Annotated in this window: 16 protein-coding genes and 1 tRNA gene; 9 read left to right on the forward strand and 8 right to left on the reverse strand. The window is 71.0% G+C overall.

Annotation, left to right across the window (positions count from 1 at the left end; genetic code table 11):
- Positions 1 to 9: 9 nt before the first annotated feature.
- From O7597_RS03020 to O7597_RS03035, 4 genes are all read left to right on the forward strand, one after another.
- On the forward strand, positions 10 to 195 hold the full coding sequence (locus O7597_RS03020; RefSeq protein WP_269737634.1) for a hypothetical protein: 186 nt from the start codon (positions 10 to 12) through the stop codon (positions 193 to 195).
- Positions 192 to 1538, forward strand: coding sequence for a glycosyltransferase (locus O7597_RS03025; RefSeq protein WP_281581951.1), 1347 nt, complete (start codon positions 192 to 194; stop codon positions 1536 to 1538). Before O7597_RS03020 ends, O7597_RS03025 begins: the two co-directional genes overlap by 4 nt.
- A 141-nt stretch (positions 1539 to 1679) precedes the next feature.
- Positions 1680 to 2618: an aminoglycoside phosphotransferase family protein gene (locus tag O7597_RS03030; RefSeq protein ID WP_281581952.1), complete on the forward strand. Its 939-nt coding sequence runs from the start codon at positions 1680 to 1682 to the stop codon at positions 2616 to 2618.
- Positions 2619 to 2877: 259 nt separating this feature from the next.
- Positions 2878 to 3759, forward strand: coding sequence for a transposase family protein (locus O7597_RS03035; RefSeq protein ID WP_281581953.1), 882 nt, complete (start codon positions 2878 to 2880; stop codon positions 3757 to 3759).
- A gap of 190 nt (positions 3760 to 3949) precedes the next feature.
- Here the strand turns inward: O7597_RS03035 and O7597_RS03040 are convergent, their stop codons facing one another.
- Positions 3950 to 4747 carry an alpha/beta hydrolase gene (locus O7597_RS03040; protein WP_281581954.1) on the reverse strand — a complete coding sequence of 266 codons (798 nt, stop codon included), beginning with the start codon at positions 4745 to 4747 and terminating at the stop codon, positions 3950 to 3952.
- Between the two features lie 144 nt (positions 4748 to 4891).
- Between O7597_RS03040 and O7597_RS03045 the strand changes: the two genes are divergently transcribed.
- A complete protein-coding gene (locus O7597_RS03045; RefSeq protein WP_281581955.1) occupies positions 4892 to 5752 on the forward strand; it encodes a hypothetical protein in 861 nt (286 codons plus the stop codon).
- Positions 5753 to 6262: 510 nt separating this feature from the next.
- Here O7597_RS03045 and O7597_RS03050 read toward each other — a convergent pair.
- The 6 genes from O7597_RS03050 to O7597_RS03075 form a co-directional block, all read right to left on the reverse strand.
- Complete coding sequence (locus tag O7597_RS03050) at positions 6263 to 6994, reverse strand: HAD-IA family hydrolase (RefSeq protein ID WP_281581956.1); 732 nt, start codon at positions 6992 to 6994, stop codon at positions 6263 to 6265.
- Positions 6995 to 7432: 438 nt separating this feature from the next.
- A tRNA-Val gene (locus O7597_RS03055) sits at positions 7433 to 7507 on the reverse strand.
- 86 nt (positions 7508 to 7593) lie between these two features.
- Positions 7594 to 8058, reverse strand: a complete 465-nt coding sequence (locus tag O7597_RS03060) for a peroxiredoxin (protein ID WP_281581957.1) — start codon at positions 8056 to 8058, stop codon at positions 7594 to 7596.
- Between the two features lie 53 nt (positions 8059 to 8111).
- Positions 8112 to 8549 carry a DUF3052 domain-containing protein gene (locus tag O7597_RS03065; protein ID WP_164449321.1) on the reverse strand — a complete coding sequence of 146 codons (438 nt, stop codon included), beginning with the start codon at positions 8547 to 8549 and terminating at the stop codon, positions 8112 to 8114.
- A gap of 109 nt (positions 8550 to 8658) precedes the next feature.
- Positions 8659 to 11496 carry a thiamine pyrophosphate-dependent enzyme gene (locus O7597_RS03070; RefSeq protein ID WP_281583173.1) on the reverse strand — a complete coding sequence of 946 codons (2838 nt, stop codon included), beginning with the start codon at positions 11494 to 11496 and terminating at the stop codon, positions 8659 to 8661.
- A 37-nt stretch (positions 11497 to 11533) separates the two neighbouring features.
- A complete protein-coding gene (locus O7597_RS03075) occupies positions 11534 to 12025 on the reverse strand; it encodes a MarR family winged helix-turn-helix transcriptional regulator (RefSeq protein ID WP_269737641.1) in 492 nt (163 codons plus the stop codon).
- Positions 12026 to 12218: 193 nt separating this feature from the next.
- On the opposite strand from O7597_RS03075, the gene O7597_RS03080 reads away from it, so the two are divergent.
- Complete coding sequence (locus O7597_RS03080) at positions 12219 to 13886, forward strand: alkaline phosphatase D family protein (protein ID WP_269737642.1); 1668 nt, start codon at positions 12219 to 12221, stop codon at positions 13884 to 13886.
- A 95-nt stretch (positions 13887 to 13981) separates the two neighbouring features.
- Here the strand turns inward: O7597_RS03080 and O7597_RS03085 are convergent, their stop codons facing one another.
- Complete coding sequence (locus O7597_RS03085; protein WP_269737643.1) at positions 13982 to 14386, reverse strand: YjbQ family protein; 405 nt, start codon at positions 14384 to 14386, stop codon at positions 13982 to 13984.
- Positions 14387 to 14561: 175 nt separating this feature from the next.
- Here O7597_RS03085 and aceE point away from each other — a divergent pair, with 175 nt between their 5' ends.
- The 3 genes from aceE (at position 14562) to O7597_RS03100 (ending at position 19825) form a co-directional block, all read left to right on the forward strand.
- The gene (gene aceE / locus O7597_RS03090; RefSeq protein WP_348650786.1) at positions 14562 to 17306 is read left to right on the forward strand and encodes a pyruvate dehydrogenase (acetyl-transferring), homodimeric type; all 2745 of its coding nucleotides are present in this window, start codon (positions 14562 to 14564) and stop codon (positions 17304 to 17306) included.
- Between the two features lie 297 nt (positions 17307 to 17603).
- Positions 17604 to 18893, forward strand: a complete 1290-nt coding sequence (locus O7597_RS03095; RefSeq protein WP_281581958.1) for a choice-of-anchor B family protein — start codon at positions 17604 to 17606, stop codon at positions 18891 to 18893.
- Complete coding sequence (locus tag O7597_RS03100; protein ID WP_269737645.1) at positions 18890 to 19825, forward strand: hypothetical protein; 936 nt, start codon at positions 18890 to 18892, stop codon at positions 19823 to 19825. Before O7597_RS03095 ends, O7597_RS03100 begins: the two co-directional genes overlap by 4 nt.
- The last annotated feature ends 86 nt before the right edge of the window (positions 19826 to 19911 follow it).

A 19911-nucleotide genomic window follows, 5' to 3' on the forward strand; every position in this document is an offset into this window, starting at 1 on the left:
GAGAACTCGATGTCGTCAGGTAGCACCCTGCCCCGCACCGGACTCGACGTGGTCACCATCGGCGGCACCGCTGGTGTCGGCGTCGTGCAACTGTCGTTGCCGCTCGTCATCGCCGCTGTCGGTGTGCTGATGGTGGTCACCGGTGCCTGCATGATCCGGTTGACGTTCCGACGCGGACGGCCGATCGACGGATGAGCGCGCGCATCGGACCCCGACGGGTGCTGCTCGCGGCGGCGGTCGTGCTGGCCGCCGCGGCAGTGTGGGCGATACACCACGTGTTCGCGGTCTCGGGCGCTCTCGACGGCGCCGGGCACCGCTTCACCTACGTGTACGCGGGCTTGTTCCTGTTGCTGTTGTGGCAGATCGGCGGCGCCTACCTGGAGCGGCCGGCGACGGCGACCGGCCAGGCCCGCGAGTATCTCGACGGGTTGCGGGTGGTGGCGATCGTCCCCGTCTACAACGAGGACCCGGCGGCGCTGCGTGCCTGCCTAGAATCCATGGTCAGGCAGACCCGCACCCCTGACGTCATCTACGTCGTGGACGACGGTTCGACCGACACCGGCGGCTACGACACCGTGCGGCGGTGGTTCATGGCCACCGCCCCCAGGCACGGCATCGCGGTGTCGTGGCATGTCCAGGCCAACGCCGGCAAGCGGCACGCGCAGGCCGTGGCGGTACGCACCACCGGCGACGCGGACATCTACTGGACGGTCGACTCGGACACGGTCTCCGATCCGCGGGCGCTCGACGAGTTGCTGCTGCCGTTCGCTGATCCTCGTGTGCAGTCGGTGGCCGGCGTGGTGATGGCCGCGAACGTGGGGTCGTCGTTTCTCGCCCGGATCACCGACCTGTGGTTCGTCACGGGTCAGCTCACCGACCGGTCGTCGTTGTCGGTGTTCGGAGCGTTGTGGGTGAACTCCGGCCCGATCGCCGCCTATCGGGCTGACGTCGTCCGGGACAACCTTGACGGCTACCTGACGGAACGGTTCTTCGGCCGGAACGTGGCCTTCTCGGACGACTCCCTGTTGACGTTGTACGCGATGGTCAGGGGGCGCACCGTGCAGCAGCCGACCGCGTTCGCGTTCGCGTTGATGCCGGACCGGTTCGGCCACCTGTGCCGCATGTACCTGCGGTGGATGCGGGGCAGTTTCATCCGCTCCTGGTGGCGGGTGCGGTACCTGCCGCTGCGGTCGTACGCCTGGTGGGCACATCTGCTGCGCTGGGCGTCGATGGTGGTCGCCACGGTGGTGTTCGTGACCGTCGTGTTCGTCTCCCCGGTGGTCGAACCGACGCTCACGGCACTGCCGTGGCTGTTGTCGGTGACCTTCATCGTCGGGTGGGCACAGACGTTGCGCTATCTGACGGTCCGCCGCTCTGACGAATCGACCGGCCGCCGGGTGTGGACGTGGCTGCTGGCGCCGGTGGCGGTGGTGTTCGCGGCGGTGGTGTTGCGAGTGATCCGCTGGTACGGGGCGGCGACGTGCTGGCGGACCGGTTGGGGCACCCGGCAGCAGGTGGAGGTCGTGCTGGCGCGCTGACCGCCGTACGCGGGCCGGCGGTCGGCAACCTCACCCCTGCCGACCGCCGGCCCGCACGGCTTACGCCCGGCAGTCCTGGCGGACCCTTCGACGAGGGAAACGCCTTGCCCGCTCGGGTGCCCGCCGGGCAGCGTGAAGGCCATGCGCACGCAGACGAGGAATCGGTTGCGGTGGGCCCAGTTGCCCCCCGATGTCCGATCCGCCGTGGAGGAGATCCTCGGCGACCGGGTGGTCGAAGCGGTGTCGCAGCCCGGCGGATACTCCCCCGGCACCGCCGACCGGGTACGCACCGCCAACGGTCGGCGCGCCTTCGTCAAGGCGGCAAGCCCGGCGCAGAACCCGGACACCCCCGACATGCACCGGGCCGAGGCGCGGATCACCGCCAGGCTGCCCGAGTACGCCCCGACGCCCCGGTTACTCGGCTGTCACGACGACGGCCACTGGGTGGCCCTGGTACTCACCGACGTCGACGGGCGCCACCCGGTCACCCCGTGGCGCACCGACGAACTCGACGCGGTGCTGGACGCCCTGCACCGGATGGCGACGGCACTCACGCCCAGCCCGGTGACGGAAGTACCGCTCATCGCCGAGCGGCTGGCCGACGAGTTCGCCGGCTGGTGGCGGATCGTCGACGACCCGCCACCGGAGATGAACCCGTGGGCCCGGGCCCATCTCGACGAACTCCGCTCCTGGGCGGACCGTGGCCTCGCGTCGCTGACCGGCGACACCCTGTGCCACGTGGATCTCCGCGCGGACAACCTGCTCGTCGACCGGACCGGCCGCGTCACCGTGGTCGACTGGCCCTGGGCGGCCCGCGGCCCGGCCTGGTTGGACACCGCGATGCTGCTGCTCGACGTACGCCTGCAGGGTGGGCACGACACCGAGGCCCTGCTGCGCCGCCTGCCGCTGACCGCCGCAGCCGACCCTGACGCGGTGACCGGCCTCTACGCCGGCCTGGCCGGCTTCTTCACCGACCGGGCCCGCCTGCCCCCGCCGCCGGGCATCCCCACCCTCCGGGAGTTCCAGCACGCACAGGCCGAGGCCCTGCTCACCTGGCTGGCCGAGCGCGCCGACACCTGACGTCGGCCCCGCCGGACCCGCGCCCCGCCCGATCTTCGAGGCAGCAACATCCCCGAAACTGCCGCCTCCAGCGAAAGTGACACCGCAACATCCCCGAAGTAGTTCCATCCTGAATCCGCTGGTCAGTAGGTCTTGACCGTTGGGCGGTGGTGGGTGATTGAGCAGGTCCACGAAGAGATGATCTCCGGGTTGATCGTTTGCCCGGCACCAGCGTGGCCTGCATGACATACAGGTGAGCCCTCGGCCAGGGTGTTCGGTCGTGACACACAAAAACCCGCCGGCCGAGGGCTCGCCGCTTGTCTACCAGCCCCGTCTGCCGCTGTCCACGAAGACACTGACCACGGTCACCACCGCCATCCGCCGTCACCGAGCCCAGGTGCGCTCACGATGGCGCAAGCTACCCGACCACAGCGCAGCAGCGATCGTCCTGGCCGTGCTGCGTCACGACCAACGCCCGGTCGACCTGGCCGCCGCCAATGGCATCTCCGCCAACACCGTCCGCCGCTGGGTCAACCAGGTGATCACCACCCTCGCCGCCCAGATGCCCCGACTGTCCCGGATCCTGCGCCGCGCCCGCCACCACACACAGGTGGTCCTGCTCGACGGCACCCTGATCCCCGTCCAACGCCCCCGCGACCGACGCCGCCGCCACGCCCACTACAACGGCAAACACAAAACCTTCGGCCTGACAGTGCTCGCCATCACCGACCTGACCGGAAACCTGCTGTGGATCTCCGCCGCCTACCCCGGCCGCACCGCCGAGATCACCGCAGCCCGCCGCCACCGCATCCCCGCCCACCTACGCCACCACGACCTGGCCGCCATCTGCGACCTCGGCTTCACCAACCTCGACGACCAACCCGGCCCCTACCCCGGCCTACGACCACGCCGCCAACCCCCCGGCCGACCCGACGACCACCCCACCATCATCACCGGCCGCCGACCCGCCCGCGCCCACCCACTGACCCGCTACCAACACGCCGTCAACAACCTCATCGCAGGCGAACGCGCCACCAACGAACACGGCTTCGCCGACCTGAAGAACTGGCGCATCCTCCACCAACTACGCGGCAACCACCGCCACGCCACCACCCTGCTACGCGCCCTCACCGTCCTCACCCAAAGCCACATCACCCGCTAACAACCAAACGAGACGCGCCAAACGATCAACCAAAAGATCACCCACCCCGCAACCAGCCCACCCACCACCACCAACCCCACAGTCAAGACCCCCCTACCAGCCCAAACAGGATGGAACTACTTCCCCGAAGTTGCTGCCGCATGTCGCGGTGACCCCACACGCGCCAGCGGGGGTGGCGGGGTCGGGGGTGTCAGGTGGGTGGGGTGGAGACGTGGGTGAGGAAGGGGAGAACCGCCGTGGGCAGGGCGGGTGAGTCGACGATGTCGTAGTGGGTGAGTCCGGGCAGGACGGCCAGTCGAGCGGCCGGCCGGTCGGTGCCGTCCCACCCGGCGTCCCGGTGCCCGCCGCCGAGCAGGCCGAAGAACTCCACCATGTGTGCCGGGCGGACCGAGTCGGCGTCGGCGAAGACAAGCATCGTCGGGGTGGTGATCGAGGCGACCTCCGGGGACCAGTCGTAGTCACGACGCAGCAGCTCACCGGTCCTGGTCCAGAGCAGTGGCCAGTCCTGGGGCCGGGGTGCCACGCGACGGTACAGCTGCTCGGGCGGGGTGCCGCGCATCCGTTCGGCGGCCGCCTCGTCGGGCTCGGGCATGCCGGCGAGCACCTCGGGAAACCAGCCCTGCCGCCGGCACGGCGCGGAGACCACCACCAGACGACGGAGCAACTGCCGGTGCTGCACCGCCATCCGCAGCCCGACCCCACCGCCGAGGGAGAAGCCGAGCACCTCGGCCTCGGCCAGGCCGAGGTGCACGATCAGCGCCGCCACGTCGTCGGCCATCGACTCGTACCGCAGTGGGCGTCCGGTGTCCGGGGTGCGGCCGTGACCGGGAAGATCGACGCTGACCACCAGGCGACGTCGCGCCAGCGCCGGCCGGATCGCGGCGAAGGTCTCCACCGTGCCGAACCCGCCGTGCAGCAGCACCAGCGGTCGACCGGCACCCTGCGTCTCGTACCAGAGTCGGACGCCGTCGAGCCGCGCGTAGCCCATCTGACTCCTTCCACGTCCGGGTCGGGACCGACCACGCCGCGCCGAATCCCGTCCGAGCGGACCAGGGCCGAGTGGGTCGACGCCGATACGATCGGTGGGACTCGATCCTCTCAGTAGGTGCCCACCCGGACGAGGTGAGCTGCGGTGGCCGTCGTCGTCGACCTGCTCAACATCACGATCATCCTGCACGGGCTGCTGAAGGTGACCGCGATCACGAATGCGATCCGCTGGATCAGCGAACGGGGCCGGGACTACCGGCTCGCGTACGACCGGATGCCGCCCGCCGACGACGCGGCCAAGCTTCGCCTGCTGGACGAGTGCGGCGGCACCTTCTTTCCGTTCGGCGCCAAAGATCACCGGATCCGGCGACGGTACCTGCGGTGGCAGCGACGATCCCGGCCGTGGCGGGCGGCGGCCGTCGCGCTGCGGCTCTGGGCCACGGTCTGCTTCACCGCGCCCGGACTGGTCGCGTTGACCGTCCTCAGCACCGCCGGGCCCGCCTTCCTCCTCCCCCGGCCGCCGGGCGCCCGCTGGCTCACTCTCGCCGCCGCACTCGTCGCCGCCGCCATCGTCATCGCGATGTTCTTCGAGGCCCTGACCTGGTATCTGACCGTACGCGGCTACGCCCGCCGGTTCCTCACCACGGGCTTTCACCGGACCCGGGTCGACTCGACCGGGGAGAACCTCGCGGAGTTGCGCGTCTACATCTACCTCGCCGCCTCGATGGTGCTGGCCAACTCCATGCTCTGCCTGACGGCAGCGGTCTCCTTCGGCTCCTTCCGATACCTCGACGGCAGCGCGGTCGGCTACGGTCCCAGCGCCGTCGCCGCGGCCTGCCTGCACACCGCGTCGAGCATGTCCTTCCTGGGCGAGTCGCCCTTCACCACGCACAATTCGGTGGGTAGCCTGATCGGCGTGCTCGACCTCGGGTCGGGCGTGATGCTGATCCTGTTCGGGCTGACGCTGCTGCCCGCGATCCTCAACCTGAGCGGACGAACCGAGTAGAGGGTGTGGTGGGCGCGGCAGGTTTCGCACCTGCGACCGAGCGTGTGCGACGCTCTCGTCACCGAGTCAGTCACCCGGCACTCGATTCTGGTTGCTCCGGGGCCAGCGAGCCCTAGCAGCACGTACGGCTTGAGCGCGCTCGACGAGTTGAGCCGCCAACGCCTCCGCTCGCTCCGGAGACAGTGCCAACCACCCGTGAGGCGCGTCATCGCCTGGACCAGGCAGATCGCGTGTCAGAGTCTCGGGCGGCAGCTCGACGTCCAACCGAACGAAGAAGCCTGTGATGTTGCCGAAGTCGACATGCGCTTCGAGGTATCGCTCATCGTCAAGAGGCACGCCGGCATCGTCGTTGATGACGCACAGATTGGGAATCACGTTGAGGAGGGCTCGAGGCCGGACTCGGTGGATCTCTGTCAGACGCAGTCCGATAGGAAGCGGAACATGGTGCGCCCTCCCGTGACCTGCGGCAGCCTGCTCGGAACGCTAGTCACGTCCCGTCTTGGGCTCACGTCATTTGGTCGCTGGTTGCCGACGCTTCACGCTTGTGCCCCGTATGTGCCCGGACGGCTCCATGACCTTGAACGGCTGTCGCAGCATGGCGGGCAGGTCGCCCAGGGTAGCGAAAGCCGGTCCGCCCCAGCTGGGATCGGTGTCGTTGTGCTCCGTGGTTCGGAAGACGGTCATTCCGGCTGCTGCCGCCCCGGCCAGCTCACCGTCTGCGCCGTCGCCAACAAAGATGCACTCCGCCGGCCCAACGCCTAGGCGCTCGGCAGCAAGGTGATAGATCGCCGGGTCGGGCTTGGCCAGCCCGACGTCGCAGGAGAAGACCGCGGCGTCGAACCGTTGGGCGAGCGGACTCTGCGGCCATGCCTCGGCAGTGTCCGAGGTGGCGTTGCTGATCAGGGCCAGTGGATGCCCGTCGTCGCGTAGTGCGTCGAGCACGTCCAGAGTGGCGGTCGAGACACTGACCAGCACTCGCCGCCCGAGGGCTCGCCGATGCTCACCGGCACGTGACACCTGCTCTTTGGTCGGTGTGCCGCCAAGGCGTCCGGCAAGGATGCGGACGGTCTCCTCCACGTCCCACCGGACCAGTCGGTCCCGCCAGGTCGCGTGGTAGGCGGCGACCAGCGCGACCGGAGCCACTCCGACCATGACCGCCATCTCGCCGACCACCCGGTCACGCTCCTCGTCGGCACCATGGATCAGAGTATGGAAGAGGTCGAAAATCACTGGTTGAGACACCTTCAGCAGCCTACTGAGATCGTCGTCGCTGTCGCCTTGCTTGCCACCCTTCTGTCACCGAACCGCCCTCCGGGAAGCGGGCCGCCGCCCGGCCCGCCGTGTCAAGCGGACCTTGACGGCTCGTACGGACGCTGGCGGGTCGGACGGTGGCTGCTCGACTCGTCCGGGTCGACGGTGGGCGGGATTACTACCCACCGCAGCCACCCACGGACCGCGACCCAGCCATGCTGGAGCCGGAGCGCCCCACGTCGTCCAGGCCATCGCCCGGCACGCGGACGTGAAGCTGAGCCCGAAGATCTATTCGCACGCCAACCTCGACGCCATGCGCCAAGCGCTCGGCAAGCTCGACGGCCGGCTGTCGTGACCACCGTTGCCGTCACCGTAACTGTCACGGCCCGGAGAATTGATCTCCGGGCCGTCGTTGGTGCTGGTGATGTGTGGTGGGCGCGGCAGGTTTCGAACCTGCGACCCCTCGCTTGTAAGGCGAGTGCTCTCCCACTGAGCTACGCGCCCGGGACGCCGTACGGCGGACCGGCGGTTGGCAAGCTTACCCTGCCAGCCGCCGGCCCGGACGGACGCCTCGCACCCGACGGGTCGGGTCAGGCCATGGCCTCCGCCAGGGCCTTGCGCCAGCCTTGCTGATCGCGGGCCTCGCCGGGCGGATTCATCTCGGCGAAGCGGACCAGGCCGGCCCGGTCGATGACGAAGGTGCCGCGGTTGGCGATGCCGGCGACGTCGTTGAAGACGCCGTACGCCTGGGCGACCGCGCCGTGCGGCCAGAAGTCCGACAGCAGCGGGAACTCGTAGCCCTCCCGCTCCGCCCAGATCTTGTGGGCGTACACCGAGTCGACGCTGACGGTCAGCACCTGGATCTCGTCGTTGACGTACTCGTCGAGGTTGTCCCGCACCTCGGTCAGCTCACCCTGGCACACGCCGGTGAACGCCAGCGGGTAGAAGACCAGCAGGACGGTGCGTCGGCCGCGGAAGTCGGAGAGCCGGACCTGCTGGTTGTTCTGGTCCTTCAACACGAAGTCGGGCGCCTCGACGCCAACCTCGATGGGCATGCGAACTCCTCGGGTGGATTCGGGACGGCCTCGGTCGCTCGCCGTGGGTCGGGTTACTTCTTGCCCTTGGCGCCGCGACGCAGCACGAGTCGGGCACCGCTCCAGTCCTTGCCGGCGTTGACCGTGGAGGTCTGCTGGAGGCCGGCGGTGGGTGCGGACTCGGCGATCTCGCTCGGCTCGACGTGGCCCTCGCGGCCGGCCTTGGGCGTCAGCAGCCACACGACCCCGTTGTCGGCCAGCGGGCCGAGGGCGTCGACGAGCAACTCGAAAAGATCACCGTCGCCGTCCCGGTACCAGACCAGCACCGCGTCGACGACCTCGTCGGTGTCCTCGTCGACCAGATCTCCACAACGGTCGGTCAGGGCGTCCCGGAGATCGGAGTCGACGTCGTCGTCGTAGCCCATCTCCATGACGACCATCCCCGGCTCGATGCCGAACCGGTCCGCCAGGCTGCGTACCCCGTCAGCAGCCTGACCAGCGGTCGCGCTCACTGTCGCGTGCCTCCTCATCTCGTCCGAGCCGGCGTCTGCTCGACGCCGTCAGGCAAAGTCCACACAGTTGTGCCCTCCTGCGCAAGTGGCGCACCGGGTGGAACGAAATTTACCGTGCCAGCAGCGTACGGGCACCCTGGGTGATGGCCTCCTCGGACACCAGGACCTGGCGGGCGGCCGGACCCAGGGGCACAAAAGAGTCAACCGCCGCCACCCGGCGTGCCGCCCCGACATATCCGGCGTCCACCAACGCGGCGATCACTCCCTCGCCCACCCCACCGGACCGGCGGGTCTCGTCCACCACCAGCACCCGACCGGTCGCGGCGGCCTCTCGGATGAGGTCGGCCACCGGCAGCGGCGCGAGCCAGCGCAGATCCACGACCCGGGTACCGATGCCCTCGTCGGCCAGCACCGAGGCGGCCCGCAGGGCCATCCGTACGCCGTTGCCGAAGGTGATGATCGTGACGTCCTCGGCCGAACCGACGCCGTACACCCGGGCCCGCCCCACCGGGACGTGACCACCGGCCCAGGCGGCCGGCTCGGCGTAGGGGGCGAGCCACTCGCCGTCACCGTCGGTGTAGAGATCGCGGGTGTGGTAGAGCGCGATCGGCTCCAGGAACACGCAGACGCTGCCGTCCACCGCCGCGCTGGCCAGGCAGGTCCGCAGCATCGCCGCCGCGTCGTCCGGCCGGGCCGGCACGGCGATCACCAGGCCCGGCACGTCCCGCAGTACGGCCACCGAGTTGTCGTTGTGGAAGTGCCCGCCGAAGCCCTCCTGGTACGCCAGCCCGGCCACCCGCACCACCATCGGGTTGCGCCACGCCCCCTGTGAGAAGAACCGCATGGTGGCCGCCTCGCCCCGCAGCTGGTCCTCGGCGTTGTGCAGATACGCCAGGTACTGGATCTCCGGCACCGGCAGCATGCCGGCCAGGCCCGCGCCGAGACCGAGGCCGAGGATCGAGGTCTCGTCGAGCAGCGTGTCGAACACCCGGGCGGCACCGAACCGGTCACGCAGCCCCTTGGTCACCCCGTAGACCCCGCCCTTGGCGGCGACGTCCTCGCCGAAGACCGCCATCTGCGGGTGGTTGAGCAGCCCGTCGGTGAGCGCCGCGTTGAGGCTCTGTGCGAGGGTGAGCGGCCCGGCGAGTTCCGGCGGCTTGCCGCCGAACGCCTCGGCCCGCGCCCCGGCGTCCGGGCCGGCGGCGCGGGCACCCGCGTCCGCGACCGCCAGGGCCACCCGGACCGGGCGGCGCGGTGCCAGTGGGGCGATCACCTCGGCGGCGTCGGTTAGCTTCGGTTCGTCGAGCACCTCCTCGGCGATCCGGCGGACCTGCCAGCCGATCTCGTCGTAGCGGTCCAGCAGTTCCGCTCCGCTGGCCAGTCCGGCGTCGACCAGCCGCCGCGCGGTGGCGACCACCGGGTCCCGGGCCACGTCGGCGGCGATCTCCGCGGCGGGGCGGTACGCGCTCTCGGCGTCCGCACCGGCGTGGCCCATCAGCCGGACCGTGGTCAGGTGCAGCACGGCCGGGCGTCGGTGCCGGCGTACCCAGGCCGCCGCCTCGACCGCCACCTCGTAGGTGCCGACCAGGTCGGTGCCGTCGGCGGCGAAGTACCGGATGCCGGGTTTGGACCGCAGGGCCGTCGCCACCCATCCCTGCGGCGACCGGACGCTGATGCCCAGCCCGTTGTCCTCGCAGATGAAGAGCACCGGGATGCGCAACCCGGTGTGGTCGTACCAGCCGGCGGTGTTGAACGCGGCCGTGGCGCTGGCGTGGTTGATCGAGGCGTCGCCGAACGAACAGACCACGATGGCGTCGGCCGCCCAGGGCGTCGGTTCGGGCTCCGCACCGGTTCGGTTCGCTTCCCCCCGGGCGTCGAGCCGGCGCAGTCGCTCGACCGCGAGACCCATCCCGACCGCGCGGGGCAGGTGCGAGGCGATGGTGGAGGTCGTCGGGACCACCGCGAGATCGGCCCGGCCGAACACCTTGTGCCGGCCACCGGCGATCGGTTCCTGGCTGGAGGCCACCATGCCGCGCAGGACGTCCCGGGCCGCCTCGGCGTACGCCCGGGGCACCGGCCGCTTGACCACCGCCATCCGGACGCTGCCGGTTCCGACGCCGTCGCCCGGCCCGGTGACCGGCACGGTCACGGCGGCGGGCCTGGGGTCGGCCAGTGGCACTGCTGCCGGTCGGTCTGCGGCCCCGGCTGCCTTTCCCGCCGGGTCGACGGCGGGGTCGTCGGCGGCCGCGTCCGTCCGGTCGTTCGCCGCGTCGGACCCGTCGTCGGGCGCGCCCGCGCCGCCCGGCGGGTTGGGTTCCGCCGCGTCGGGCCTGTCACCGGGTGCGCTCGCACCGCTCGGCGGGTCGGTTGCCGTCGTGGCCGGACCGCTCGCCGGCTCGTCCGGCGCACCGGCGATCTGTCGTTCGCCGGTCTCCGCCCGGTCCGGGAGGGCGGACTGCCGGCCGGAGGCGTCGACCTCGACGGGCTGGCCAGCCTCCGCCGCCTCCGTGGCCGGACCGGCGCCGGCGATCGCCACGGCCGGCGACAGTGTCGGCGGCACGACCGGCGCGGGAGGCACAGCCGGTATGGGCGGCGTGGACGGGTCGGCCTGGGCGGCGCGGACGCAGTAGAAGGCGCCGGAGCGGTAGTGCAGCAGGGCCGGATCCGTGGGCCGCAGGGCCGCCGCCACCGCGGCGTTGCCCTCGTGACCGGCGGAGCCGATGGTGTAGTAGCCCTCGCCGAAGCTGCGCAGCCAGCGGGCGGCCAGGTCGAGTTGCCGGCTGGTGACCTGGGCGTCGAAGAGGTCCAGGAGTTGGGTACCGGTCAGCGCGCTGCCCTCGGCCACCGGGCGCGTCGGGTCGCCACGATGCGGCGGTGTGGCGAGGGCGGCCAGGCTCTCCCGGAACCGGTCATCGAGATCCTGCGGGGTGGTCACGTCCGACAGCATTACCGACCGGGGCACGCATCGCACAGTCGAGTGCGTTTCACGCCCGCCCGGTCGGGCCGCAGTCCTCGGGACAGCCGCCGTCGGAGACCTTCCACACCAGCTCACGCAGCGCGGCGAGTTCCTCGTCGTCGAGCGCGGTCAGCAGCCGCGAGTCGGAGAGCACGAGATGGACCCGATCACGCATCCGCCGCCCGGCGTCGGTCACCACGAGCGTCTTCTGCCGCCGATCGGTCGGGTCGACCCGGCGCTCGACCAGCCCGGCCTGCTCCAGCTTGTCGACCAGGGCGGTGACGTTGGACCGGTCGCAGCGCAGCTGCTCGGCCAGGTCGCGGGCGGGCAGCGGACGGTCCGGGTCGAGTTGGTACAGGGCACGGGCCACGGCCGGGGTCAGGCCCAGCGCGGCGATGTCGAGATCCTGGTGGTGCCGCAGGGCGGCGGCGACGTGCATGATCCGGCGTACCGCGTCACCGGCCAGCCCGGCGCGGTCGACCGGTTCCCGGCCGACCGGGGCGATGATCGGCCGTGACATGGTCACATCCTAGGTCGGCGGACCCCCGCCGACCTCGTCCGATCGGTGTCGGCGGCCGGAAGGTTCGCCGGATCTGCCGCGCTCGGCCCTTGTTCGGGCAATAGCGGCGGGAAAGGGTTCTTTCTTTCACCCCCGATTCATCGACGGAAGCGAGTCTCCCCGTGGACCACGTACCGACCTGGGGAGGCAAATCGTGTCGTTGTCCCGACGTTCCATCCTGCTCTCCGGCCTGGCGGCGGGCGCGGCCGGTGCCACCGGAATCGCCGGTGGCGCGCTGCCCGCGAGCGCGGCGCCGGCTCCGTCCCGGCCGCCCGGGAGAGCCCTGGCCTACCCGTTCACGCTCGGTGTCGCCTCCGGCGACCCGGACCACGAGGGCTTCGTGCTCTGGACCCGGCTGGCGCCGCAGCCGCTGGCCGAGGACGGTCTCGGCGGCATGCCCGACCGCATGGTGCCGGTCTTCTGGGAACTCGCGGCCGACGAGCGGTTCCGGCACGTCGTGCGGCGGGGAGTCGTCGACGCGCACGCGGCGAGCGCGCACAGCGTGCACGTCGAACTCACCGGCCTGCTGCCCGGCCGGGAGTACTTCTACCGGTTCCGGGTGCAGCGGCACCTGTCGCCGGTCGGGCGGACCCGCACCGCACCCGCACCGTGGAGCCTGCCCGCGACGCTCGCCATGGCCTTCGCCTCCTGCTCGCAGTACGAGCACGGGTACTTCACCGCGTACCGGCGGCTGGCCGAGACCGAACCGGAACTCGTCCTGCACCTGGGCGACTACCAGTACGAGTACGCCCGGGACACCTACACCGCACCCGGTGGGAACCCGCGCGACCACGAGGGTCCGGAGACCCGCACGCTCGCCAACTACCGGCAGCGGCACGCCCAGTACAAGACCGACCCGGACCTTCAGGCGGCCCACGCCGTCGCGCCGTGGGCGGTGGTCTTCGACGACCACGAGGTGGAGAACAACTGGGCCGACGACGTGCCGGAGGCACCCGACCCGGACTTCCCGGCCCGGCGGGCGGCCGCCTTCCGCGCGTACTACGAGAACATGCCGCTACGCCGCACCTCGCTGCCGCGCGGCGTCGACATGCAGCTCTACCGGCGGCTGCACTGGGGCCGGCTGGCCACCTTCCACCTGCTCGACACCCGGCAGTACCGCGACGACCAGGCCTGCGGTGACGGCTACCAGTCGTGCCCGGAGGCGGCCGAGCCGAGCCGCTCCATCCTCGGCGAGCGGCAGGAGGCGTGGCTGCTGGACGGGTTCCGCCGCTCCTCGGCCCGCTGGGACCTCCTCGCCCAGCAGGTCTTCTTCGCCCAGCGGGACCGCGACTCCGGACCACTCACGGTGACCAGCATGGACGCCTGGGACGGTTACCTCGCCTCGCGGGACCGGATCACCCGGGGCTGGCTGGCGGCCGGGGTACGCAACCCGGTCGTGCTCACCGGCGACGTGCACGCGCACTGGGCCAGCGACCTGAAGCTCGACTACGCCGATCCGACCTCACGCACCGTCGGCAGCGAGCTGGTGTGCTCCTCGATCACCTCGGGTGGCGACGGGGCGGACTCGGCGACCGGGACGCACCCGTGGCTGGCCTGGAATCCGCACCTGCGCTTCCACAACAACCTGCGGGGTTACGTCCGGACCACGCTGACCGGGGAACAGCTCACCGCCGACTTCGACGTGCTGCCGTTCGTGAGCAGCCCGGGTGCCCCCGCCCGGACCCGCGCCCGGTTCGTCATCGAGGACCGTGTCCCGGGGCTGCACCTGACCCGGGACGACCCGCCGGCCGCCGCGCGGGCCGCCGGTGCGGACGTCGACGCCGGGCAACGCACCGTGGAGACCGAGACCGTTCGGCCCTGACCGGCCGCTCGGCCGGGAACGCCGCAGCTTCCGCGACCGCGCCGTCTGCCCCGGGGGGCGACGGCGCGGTCCTGCCCGGGACACCGCGGGTGGCGTCAGCCGGAGAGAAAGGAGAACCGGACCTGCCGGGTGGGGTTGTCACCGTTGGTGTCGACCAGGCAGATCGACTGCCAGGTACCCAGGGCCAGCCGCCCACCGAGCACCGGCAGCGTCGCGTACGGGGCGACGAAGGCGGGCAGCACGTGATCGCGACCGTGTCCCGGTGAGCCGTGCCGGTGCCGCCACCGCTCGTCGGTCGGCAGCACGGCGTCCAGCGCGGTGAGCAGGTCGTCGTCCGAGCCTGCCCCGGTCTCGATGATGGCCACGCCGGCGGTGGCGTGCGGCACGAAGACGTGCAGCAGCCCGTCGCCGCAGCCGGCGACGAACTGCTCGGCCTCGGCGGTGATGTCCCGGACGGTCGGCCGGGAACCGGTCCGGACGGTGATCAGTTCGCTGCGCACACCCGCATTCTTCCGCACCGGGCGACGGCCCGCCGCGACCGCCGGGGGACGGCAAAGTTACTGGTTGGTACCTGTGTCGAGCGTCGCCCTTAGGCCGGGTGGACGTGACGGCGAGTGCCACGACGGGGCAGGATGGCGCTAGAGACCTATCCCACACACAACCGAGGGAACGCCTGTGGCTACGGAACGCAAGCGCCCGGTGATCACGGCCGGCCTGCCGAGCCAGCTTCCGGACATCGACCCCGAAGAAACCAGCGAGTGGGTCGAGTCGCTCGACGGTGTCATTGGCGACCGTGGCACCAAGCGAGCCCGCTACGTCATGTTGCGGCTGCTGGAGCGCGCCCGGGAGCGTCAGGTCGGCGTGCCGTCGCTGACCACCACCGACTACATCAACACCATTCCGCCGGAGCGTGAACCGTGGTTCCCCGGCGACGAGCACGTCGAGCGCCGGATCCGGGCGTACGTGCGGTGGAACGCGGCGATGCTGGTGCACCGCGCGCAGCGGCCGGAGATCGGCGTCGGTGGTCACATCTCGACCTACGCCAGCTCGGCCTCGCTGTACGAGGTCGGCTTCAACCACTTCTTCCGGGGCAAGGACCACCCTGGTGGCGGCGACCACATCTTCTACCAGGGGCACGCCTCCCCCGGCATGTACGCGCGGGCGTACCTGGAGGGCCGGCTCAGCGAGAACCAGCTCGACGGCTTCCGGCAGGAGCTGTCCCACCCCGGCGGCGGCCTCCCCTCGTACCCGCACCCCCGGCTGATGCCGGACTTCTGGGAGTTCCCCACGGTCTCCATGGGTCTGGGCGGTCTGAACGCCATCTACCAGGCCCGGTTCAACCGGTACCTGCACCACCGGGGCATCAAGGACACCTCCGACCAGCACGTCTGGGCCTTCCTCGGCGACGGCGAGATGGACGAGCCGGAGACGCTGGGCGCGATCGGGGTGGCCGCCCGCGAGGAGCTGGACAACCTCACCTTCGTCATCAACTGCAACCTGCAGCGGCTGGACGGGCCGGTACGCGGCAACGGCAAGGTCATGCAGGAGCTGGAGGCGTTCTTCCGGGGCGCCGGCTGGAACGTCATCAAGGTGGTCTGGGGGCGGGAGTGGGACCCGCTGCTCGCCGCCGACACCGACGGCGCGCTGGTCAACCTGATGAACACCACGCCCGACGGTGACTACCAGACCTACAAGGCGGAGTCCGGCGCGTACGTACGGGAGCACTTCTTCGGCCGTGACCCGCGCACCCGCAAGATGGTCGAGGGGCTGACCGACGACGAGATCTGGAACCTCAAGCGGGGCGGCCACGACTACCGCAAGCTGTACGCGGCGTACAAGGCGGCGACCGAGCACACCGGCCAGCCGACCGTGATCCTGGCCAAGACGATCAAGGGCTGGACGCTCGGCTCGCACTTCGAGGGCCGCAACGCCACGCACCAGATGAAGAAGCTGACGCTGGAGGACCTGAAGACCTTCCGCGACCGGCTCTACCTCGACATCCCCGATTCGGCGCTGGAGGAGAACCCCTACCTGCCGCCGTACCTGCGGCCGGACGAGAAGTCCGACGAGATGCAGTACCTGCACGAGCGGCGCAAGCAGCTCGGCGGTTACCTGCCCACCCGGCGGACCAGCGCCAAGAAGCTGGCCATCCCCGGCGCGGAGCGCTTCGCCGACGTCAAGCGCGGTTCGGGCAAGCAGAAGGTGGCCACCACGATGGCCTTCGTCCGCCTGCTCAAGGACCTGATGAAGGACAAGGAGTTCGGCCGGCGCTGGGTGCCGATCATCCCCGACGAGGCACGCACCTTCGGCCTGGACTCCATCTTCCCGACCGCCAAGATCTACTCGCCGCACGGCCAGCGGTACACCTCGGTGGACCGGGAGCTGTTCCTGTCGTACAAGGAGTCGACCGCCGGGCAGATTCTGCACGAGGGGATCAACGAGGCCGGCTCGGTCGCCTCGTTCACCGCGGCCGGCACGTCGTACGCCACCCACGACGAGCCGATGATCCCGATGTACATCTTCTACTCGATGTTCGGGTTCCAGCGCACCGGCGACGGCTTCTGGGCCGCCGCGGACCAGATGACCCGGGGCTTCGTGCTCGGCGCCACCGCCGGACGCACCACGCTCAACGGTGAGGGCCTCCAGCACGAGGACGGGCATTCCCTGCTGCTGGCCGCCACCAACCCGGCGGTCGTCGCGTACGATCCGGCGTTCGCGTTCGAGATCGCGCACATCATGGAGAACGGCCTGCACCGGATGTACGGCGCGGAGCAGGAGAACGTCTTCTACTACCTCACCGTCTACAACGAGCCGATCCACCAGCCGGCGGAACCCGACGGCGTGGACGTCGAGGGCATCGTCAAGGGCATCCACCGCTACTCCCCCGCGCCGTCGCTGGACGGGGACGCCCCCCGGGCGAACCTGCTGGCCTCCGGCACCGGCATGCAGTGGGCGCTCAAGGCGCAGCAGTTGCTGGCGCAGGACTGGGGGGTGGCCGCCGACGTCTGGTCGGTGACCTCCTGGACGGAGCTGCGCCGGGACGCGGTGGAGTGCGAGGAGTACAACCTCCTGCACCCGGGCGCCGAGCAGCGGGTGCCGTACATCCAGCGCAAGCTGGCCGACGCCGACGGCCCGAAGGTCGCGGTCAGCGACTGGATGCGCGCGGTACCGGACCTGATCTCCCGCTGGGTGCCGGGTGACTGGACCTCGCTGGGCACCGACGGGTTCGGGTTGTCCGACACCCGGCACGCGCTGCGGCGGCACTTCCACGTCGACGCCGAGTCGGTCGCGGTCGCGACGCTGCGGCAGCTCGCGCTGCGCGGGGCGGTGCCGGCCCACGTGCCGGCCGAGGCGGCCAAGAAGTACGCCATCGACGACGTCAACGCCGCCCCGGTCGGTGAGACCGGCGGCGACAGCTGAACCAGGGGAAGGTCTCCCATCGAGGGGCCCGGCACGGTGTCACGCCGCGCCGGGCCCTTCCGCATGCGCCGCCGGAGCCCGGCGCGGTGGGCCCCGCGCCGCGGCGGTGCGCAGATATGACCCATCCGGTATCGATGAGCATCTGTTTCGTGTAACACAACGCATCCACAATTGCCGATAGGTGTTTCAGCGGTACCCGGGGACACCAGGCCGGCCGGTGGACCTACCCCCGTCGCGCCCGTCCACCGCCGGCCGGGACGTCACCGCCGCCTCGGCGCGCGACGGGAGGGAGCGTTCATGCGAATCGTCCGGATCGGCCTCACCCTGGCCGTCGGCGCCCTGGTGGTGTCGATGCTCCCGGCAGGCTCGCCCTCGGTGGCACACGACCCGGCCACCCCGGCCGGACGCGCGTCGGCCCAGGAGTTCATGGCCCAGCGCGAACCCACTCAGCAACTCGTCGCGGCCGCCGCCGCGACCTGCACCAACGGCCAGGCGTCGGGCTACCCCTGCCGCAACGTGGACCTGCTGTCGTTCCTGCCGCTGTCCAGCATCGGCGGCAGCCAGGCCAACGACATCTGGGGCTGGACCGATCCGCAGACCGGCAAGGAGTACGCGCTCGTCGGCCGGCGCAACGGCACCTCGTTCGTGGACGTGTCCAACCCGACCGCTCCGGTCTACCTGGGCAACCTGCCCGCGTACCAGAACCGCACCGCGATCTGGCGGGACATCAAGGTCTACCGGGACCACGCGTACGTGGTGGCGGACGTCTCCGGGCACGGCATGCAGGTGTTCGACCTGACCCGGCTCCGCGGCGTCACCGCGCCGCAGACCTGGACGGCCAACACGCACTACAGCCGGTTCGGCAACTCGCACAACATCGCCATCAACGAGCAGACCGGGTACGCGTACGCGGTCGGCACCAACACGTGCAGCGGCGGCCTGCACATGATCGACATCCGTACCCCGAAGTCCCCGGTGTACGCCGGCTGTGTCAGCAACGACGGCTACACCCACGACACCCAGTGCGTCGTCTACCGGGGTCCGGACACCACCTACACCGGGCGGGAGATCTGCGTCAGCTCGAACGAGGACACGGTGACCGTGGTCGACGTGACCACCAAGTCGGCGCCCCGGCAGCTGTCCCGCATCGGCTACAGCGGGCGGGCGTACACCCACCAGGGCTGGTTCACCGACAACCAGCGGTACTTCCTGCTGGACGACGAGCTGGACGAGACCCGGCGCGGGGTGCGGACGCAGACCTACATCTGGGATCTGGCCGACCTCGACGCACCTCGGCACATCGGCACCTACAGCGCCCCGTCCGGGGTGCAGGCCACCGATCACAACCAGTACGTCAAGGGCAGCTACAGCTACCAGGCCAACTACCGCGCCGGGTTGCGCATCCTGGACCTGCGTAACGTGGCCAGCGGTCAGGCCACCGAGGCCGGGTACTTCGACATCTACCCGTCCAGCAACAGCGCCTCGATGAACGGGGCGTGGAGCACCTATCCGTACTACCCGAGCGGCATCGTGGTGGTCAGCGGCATCGAGCAGGGGCTGTTCGTCCTCCAGCCCCGCTTGTCATGACCAGCATCGACCATCGGCCGGCGACGGCCGCCGGCCAGGTCGAGGGGGCGTCCCACCCGGGGCGCCCCCGCCCCGACCTGTCGCCGGCGGCACCGGCGGGCGGCACGGCGTGGCGGTACGCCGCCGCCGCGCTGGTGCTCGGCCTGACCCTGGCCGTCGGCTTCTTCGCCGGTCGCGCCGGCACGCCGGCCTCCGCGCCGGCGCCCCGGGCCGCGTCCACCGCGCACCTCGGCCACGGCCCGGGCGGACTGGAGGTGTCCCGCGACGGCTGGACGCTGGCCCTGGACACCCCGAGCCTGGCCGCCGGCCGGCCGGGCGAACTGGCCTTCCGGATCACCGACGCGGCCGGCGCGGCGCTCACCACGTTCCAGGAGAACCACGAGCGCCGGATGCACCTGATCCTGGTCGGTCGGGACCTCTCCGGCTACCAGCACGTGCATCCGGAGATGTCGGCCGACGGCACCTGGCGGGTCACGGTCACGCCGGCCGGGCCCGGCCCGCTGCGGGCCATCGCGGACTTCTGGCCGCAGGGTGCGCCCGCGGGCGTCACGCTCGGCGTCGACGTGCCGGTCCCCGGGCGGTACGCCGCCGGCCCGCTGGCACCACCGGAGGAGACGATCCTGGTGGACGGCTACACGGTCACCCTCGACGGTGGATTACGGGCGGGCGAGTCCAACCAGGTGCTCGTCTGGCTCGGCCACGACGGGCGGCCGGTCGACGACCTGCAACGGCACCTGGGCGCGTACGGGCACCTGGTGGCGCTGCGCCAGGGCGACCTGGCGTACCTGCACGTGCACCCGGCGGCGGCCAGCCAGCCCAGTTCCGTGGTGGCGTTCGGTGTCACCGTGCCGTCGGCCGGCACCTACCGGCTGTTCTTCGAGTTCCGGCACCTCGACGAGGTACGCGTCGCCGCGTTCACCGTGGTCGTGTGAGTCGACCCCACGCCGGGACTCCGACGAGCGGTGGCGGCCCGGGTGCCTCTGGAGGGGGCACCGGGGCCGCCACCTTCGCGGGTGAC

The sequence above is a fragment of the Verrucosispora sp. WMMC514 genome (assembly GCF_027497295.1).
In the GTDB taxonomy this organism is placed as follows: domain Bacteria; phylum Actinomycetota; class Actinomycetes; order Mycobacteriales; family Micromonosporaceae; genus Micromonospora; species Micromonospora palythoicola.

What these genes read in the sequence shown, in the direction of transcription:
- O7597_RS03070 (WP_281583173.1), bottom strand. Translation starts at nt 11,496, where the DNA reads ATGCTGTCGGACGTGACCACCCCGCAGGATCTCGATGACCGGTTCCGG.
- O7597_RS03075 (WP_269737641.1), bottom strand. Translation starts at nt 12,025, where the DNA reads ATGTCACGGCCGATCATCGCCCCGGTCGGCCGGGAACCGGTCGACCGC.
- O7597_RS03025 (WP_281581951.1), top strand. Translation starts at nt 192, where the DNA reads ATGAGCGCGCGCATCGGACCCCGACGGGTGCTGCTCGCGGCGGCGGTC.
- O7597_RS03030 (WP_281581952.1), top strand. Translation starts at nt 1,680, where the DNA reads ATGCGCACGCAGACGAGGAATCGGTTGCGGTGGGCCCAGTTGCCCCCC.
- O7597_RS03060 (WP_281581957.1), bottom strand. Translation starts at nt 8,058, where the DNA reads ATGCCCATCGAGGTTGGCGTCGAGGCGCCCGACTTCGTGTTGAAGGAC.
- O7597_RS03040 (WP_281581954.1), bottom strand. Translation starts at nt 4,747, where the DNA reads ATGGGCTACGCGCGGCTCGACGGCGTCCGACTCTGGTACGAGACGCAG.
- O7597_RS03100 (WP_269737645.1), top strand. Translation starts at nt 18,890, where the DNA reads ATGACCAGCATCGACCATCGGCCGGCGACGGCCGCCGGCCAGGTCGAG.
- O7597_RS03095 (WP_281581958.1), top strand. Translation starts at nt 17,604, where the DNA reads ATGCGAATCGTCCGGATCGGCCTCACCCTGGCCGTCGGCGCCCTGGTG.
- O7597_RS03020 (WP_269737634.1), top strand. Translation starts at nt 10, where the DNA reads ATGTCGTCAGGTAGCACCCTGCCCCGCACCGGACTCGACGTGGTCACC.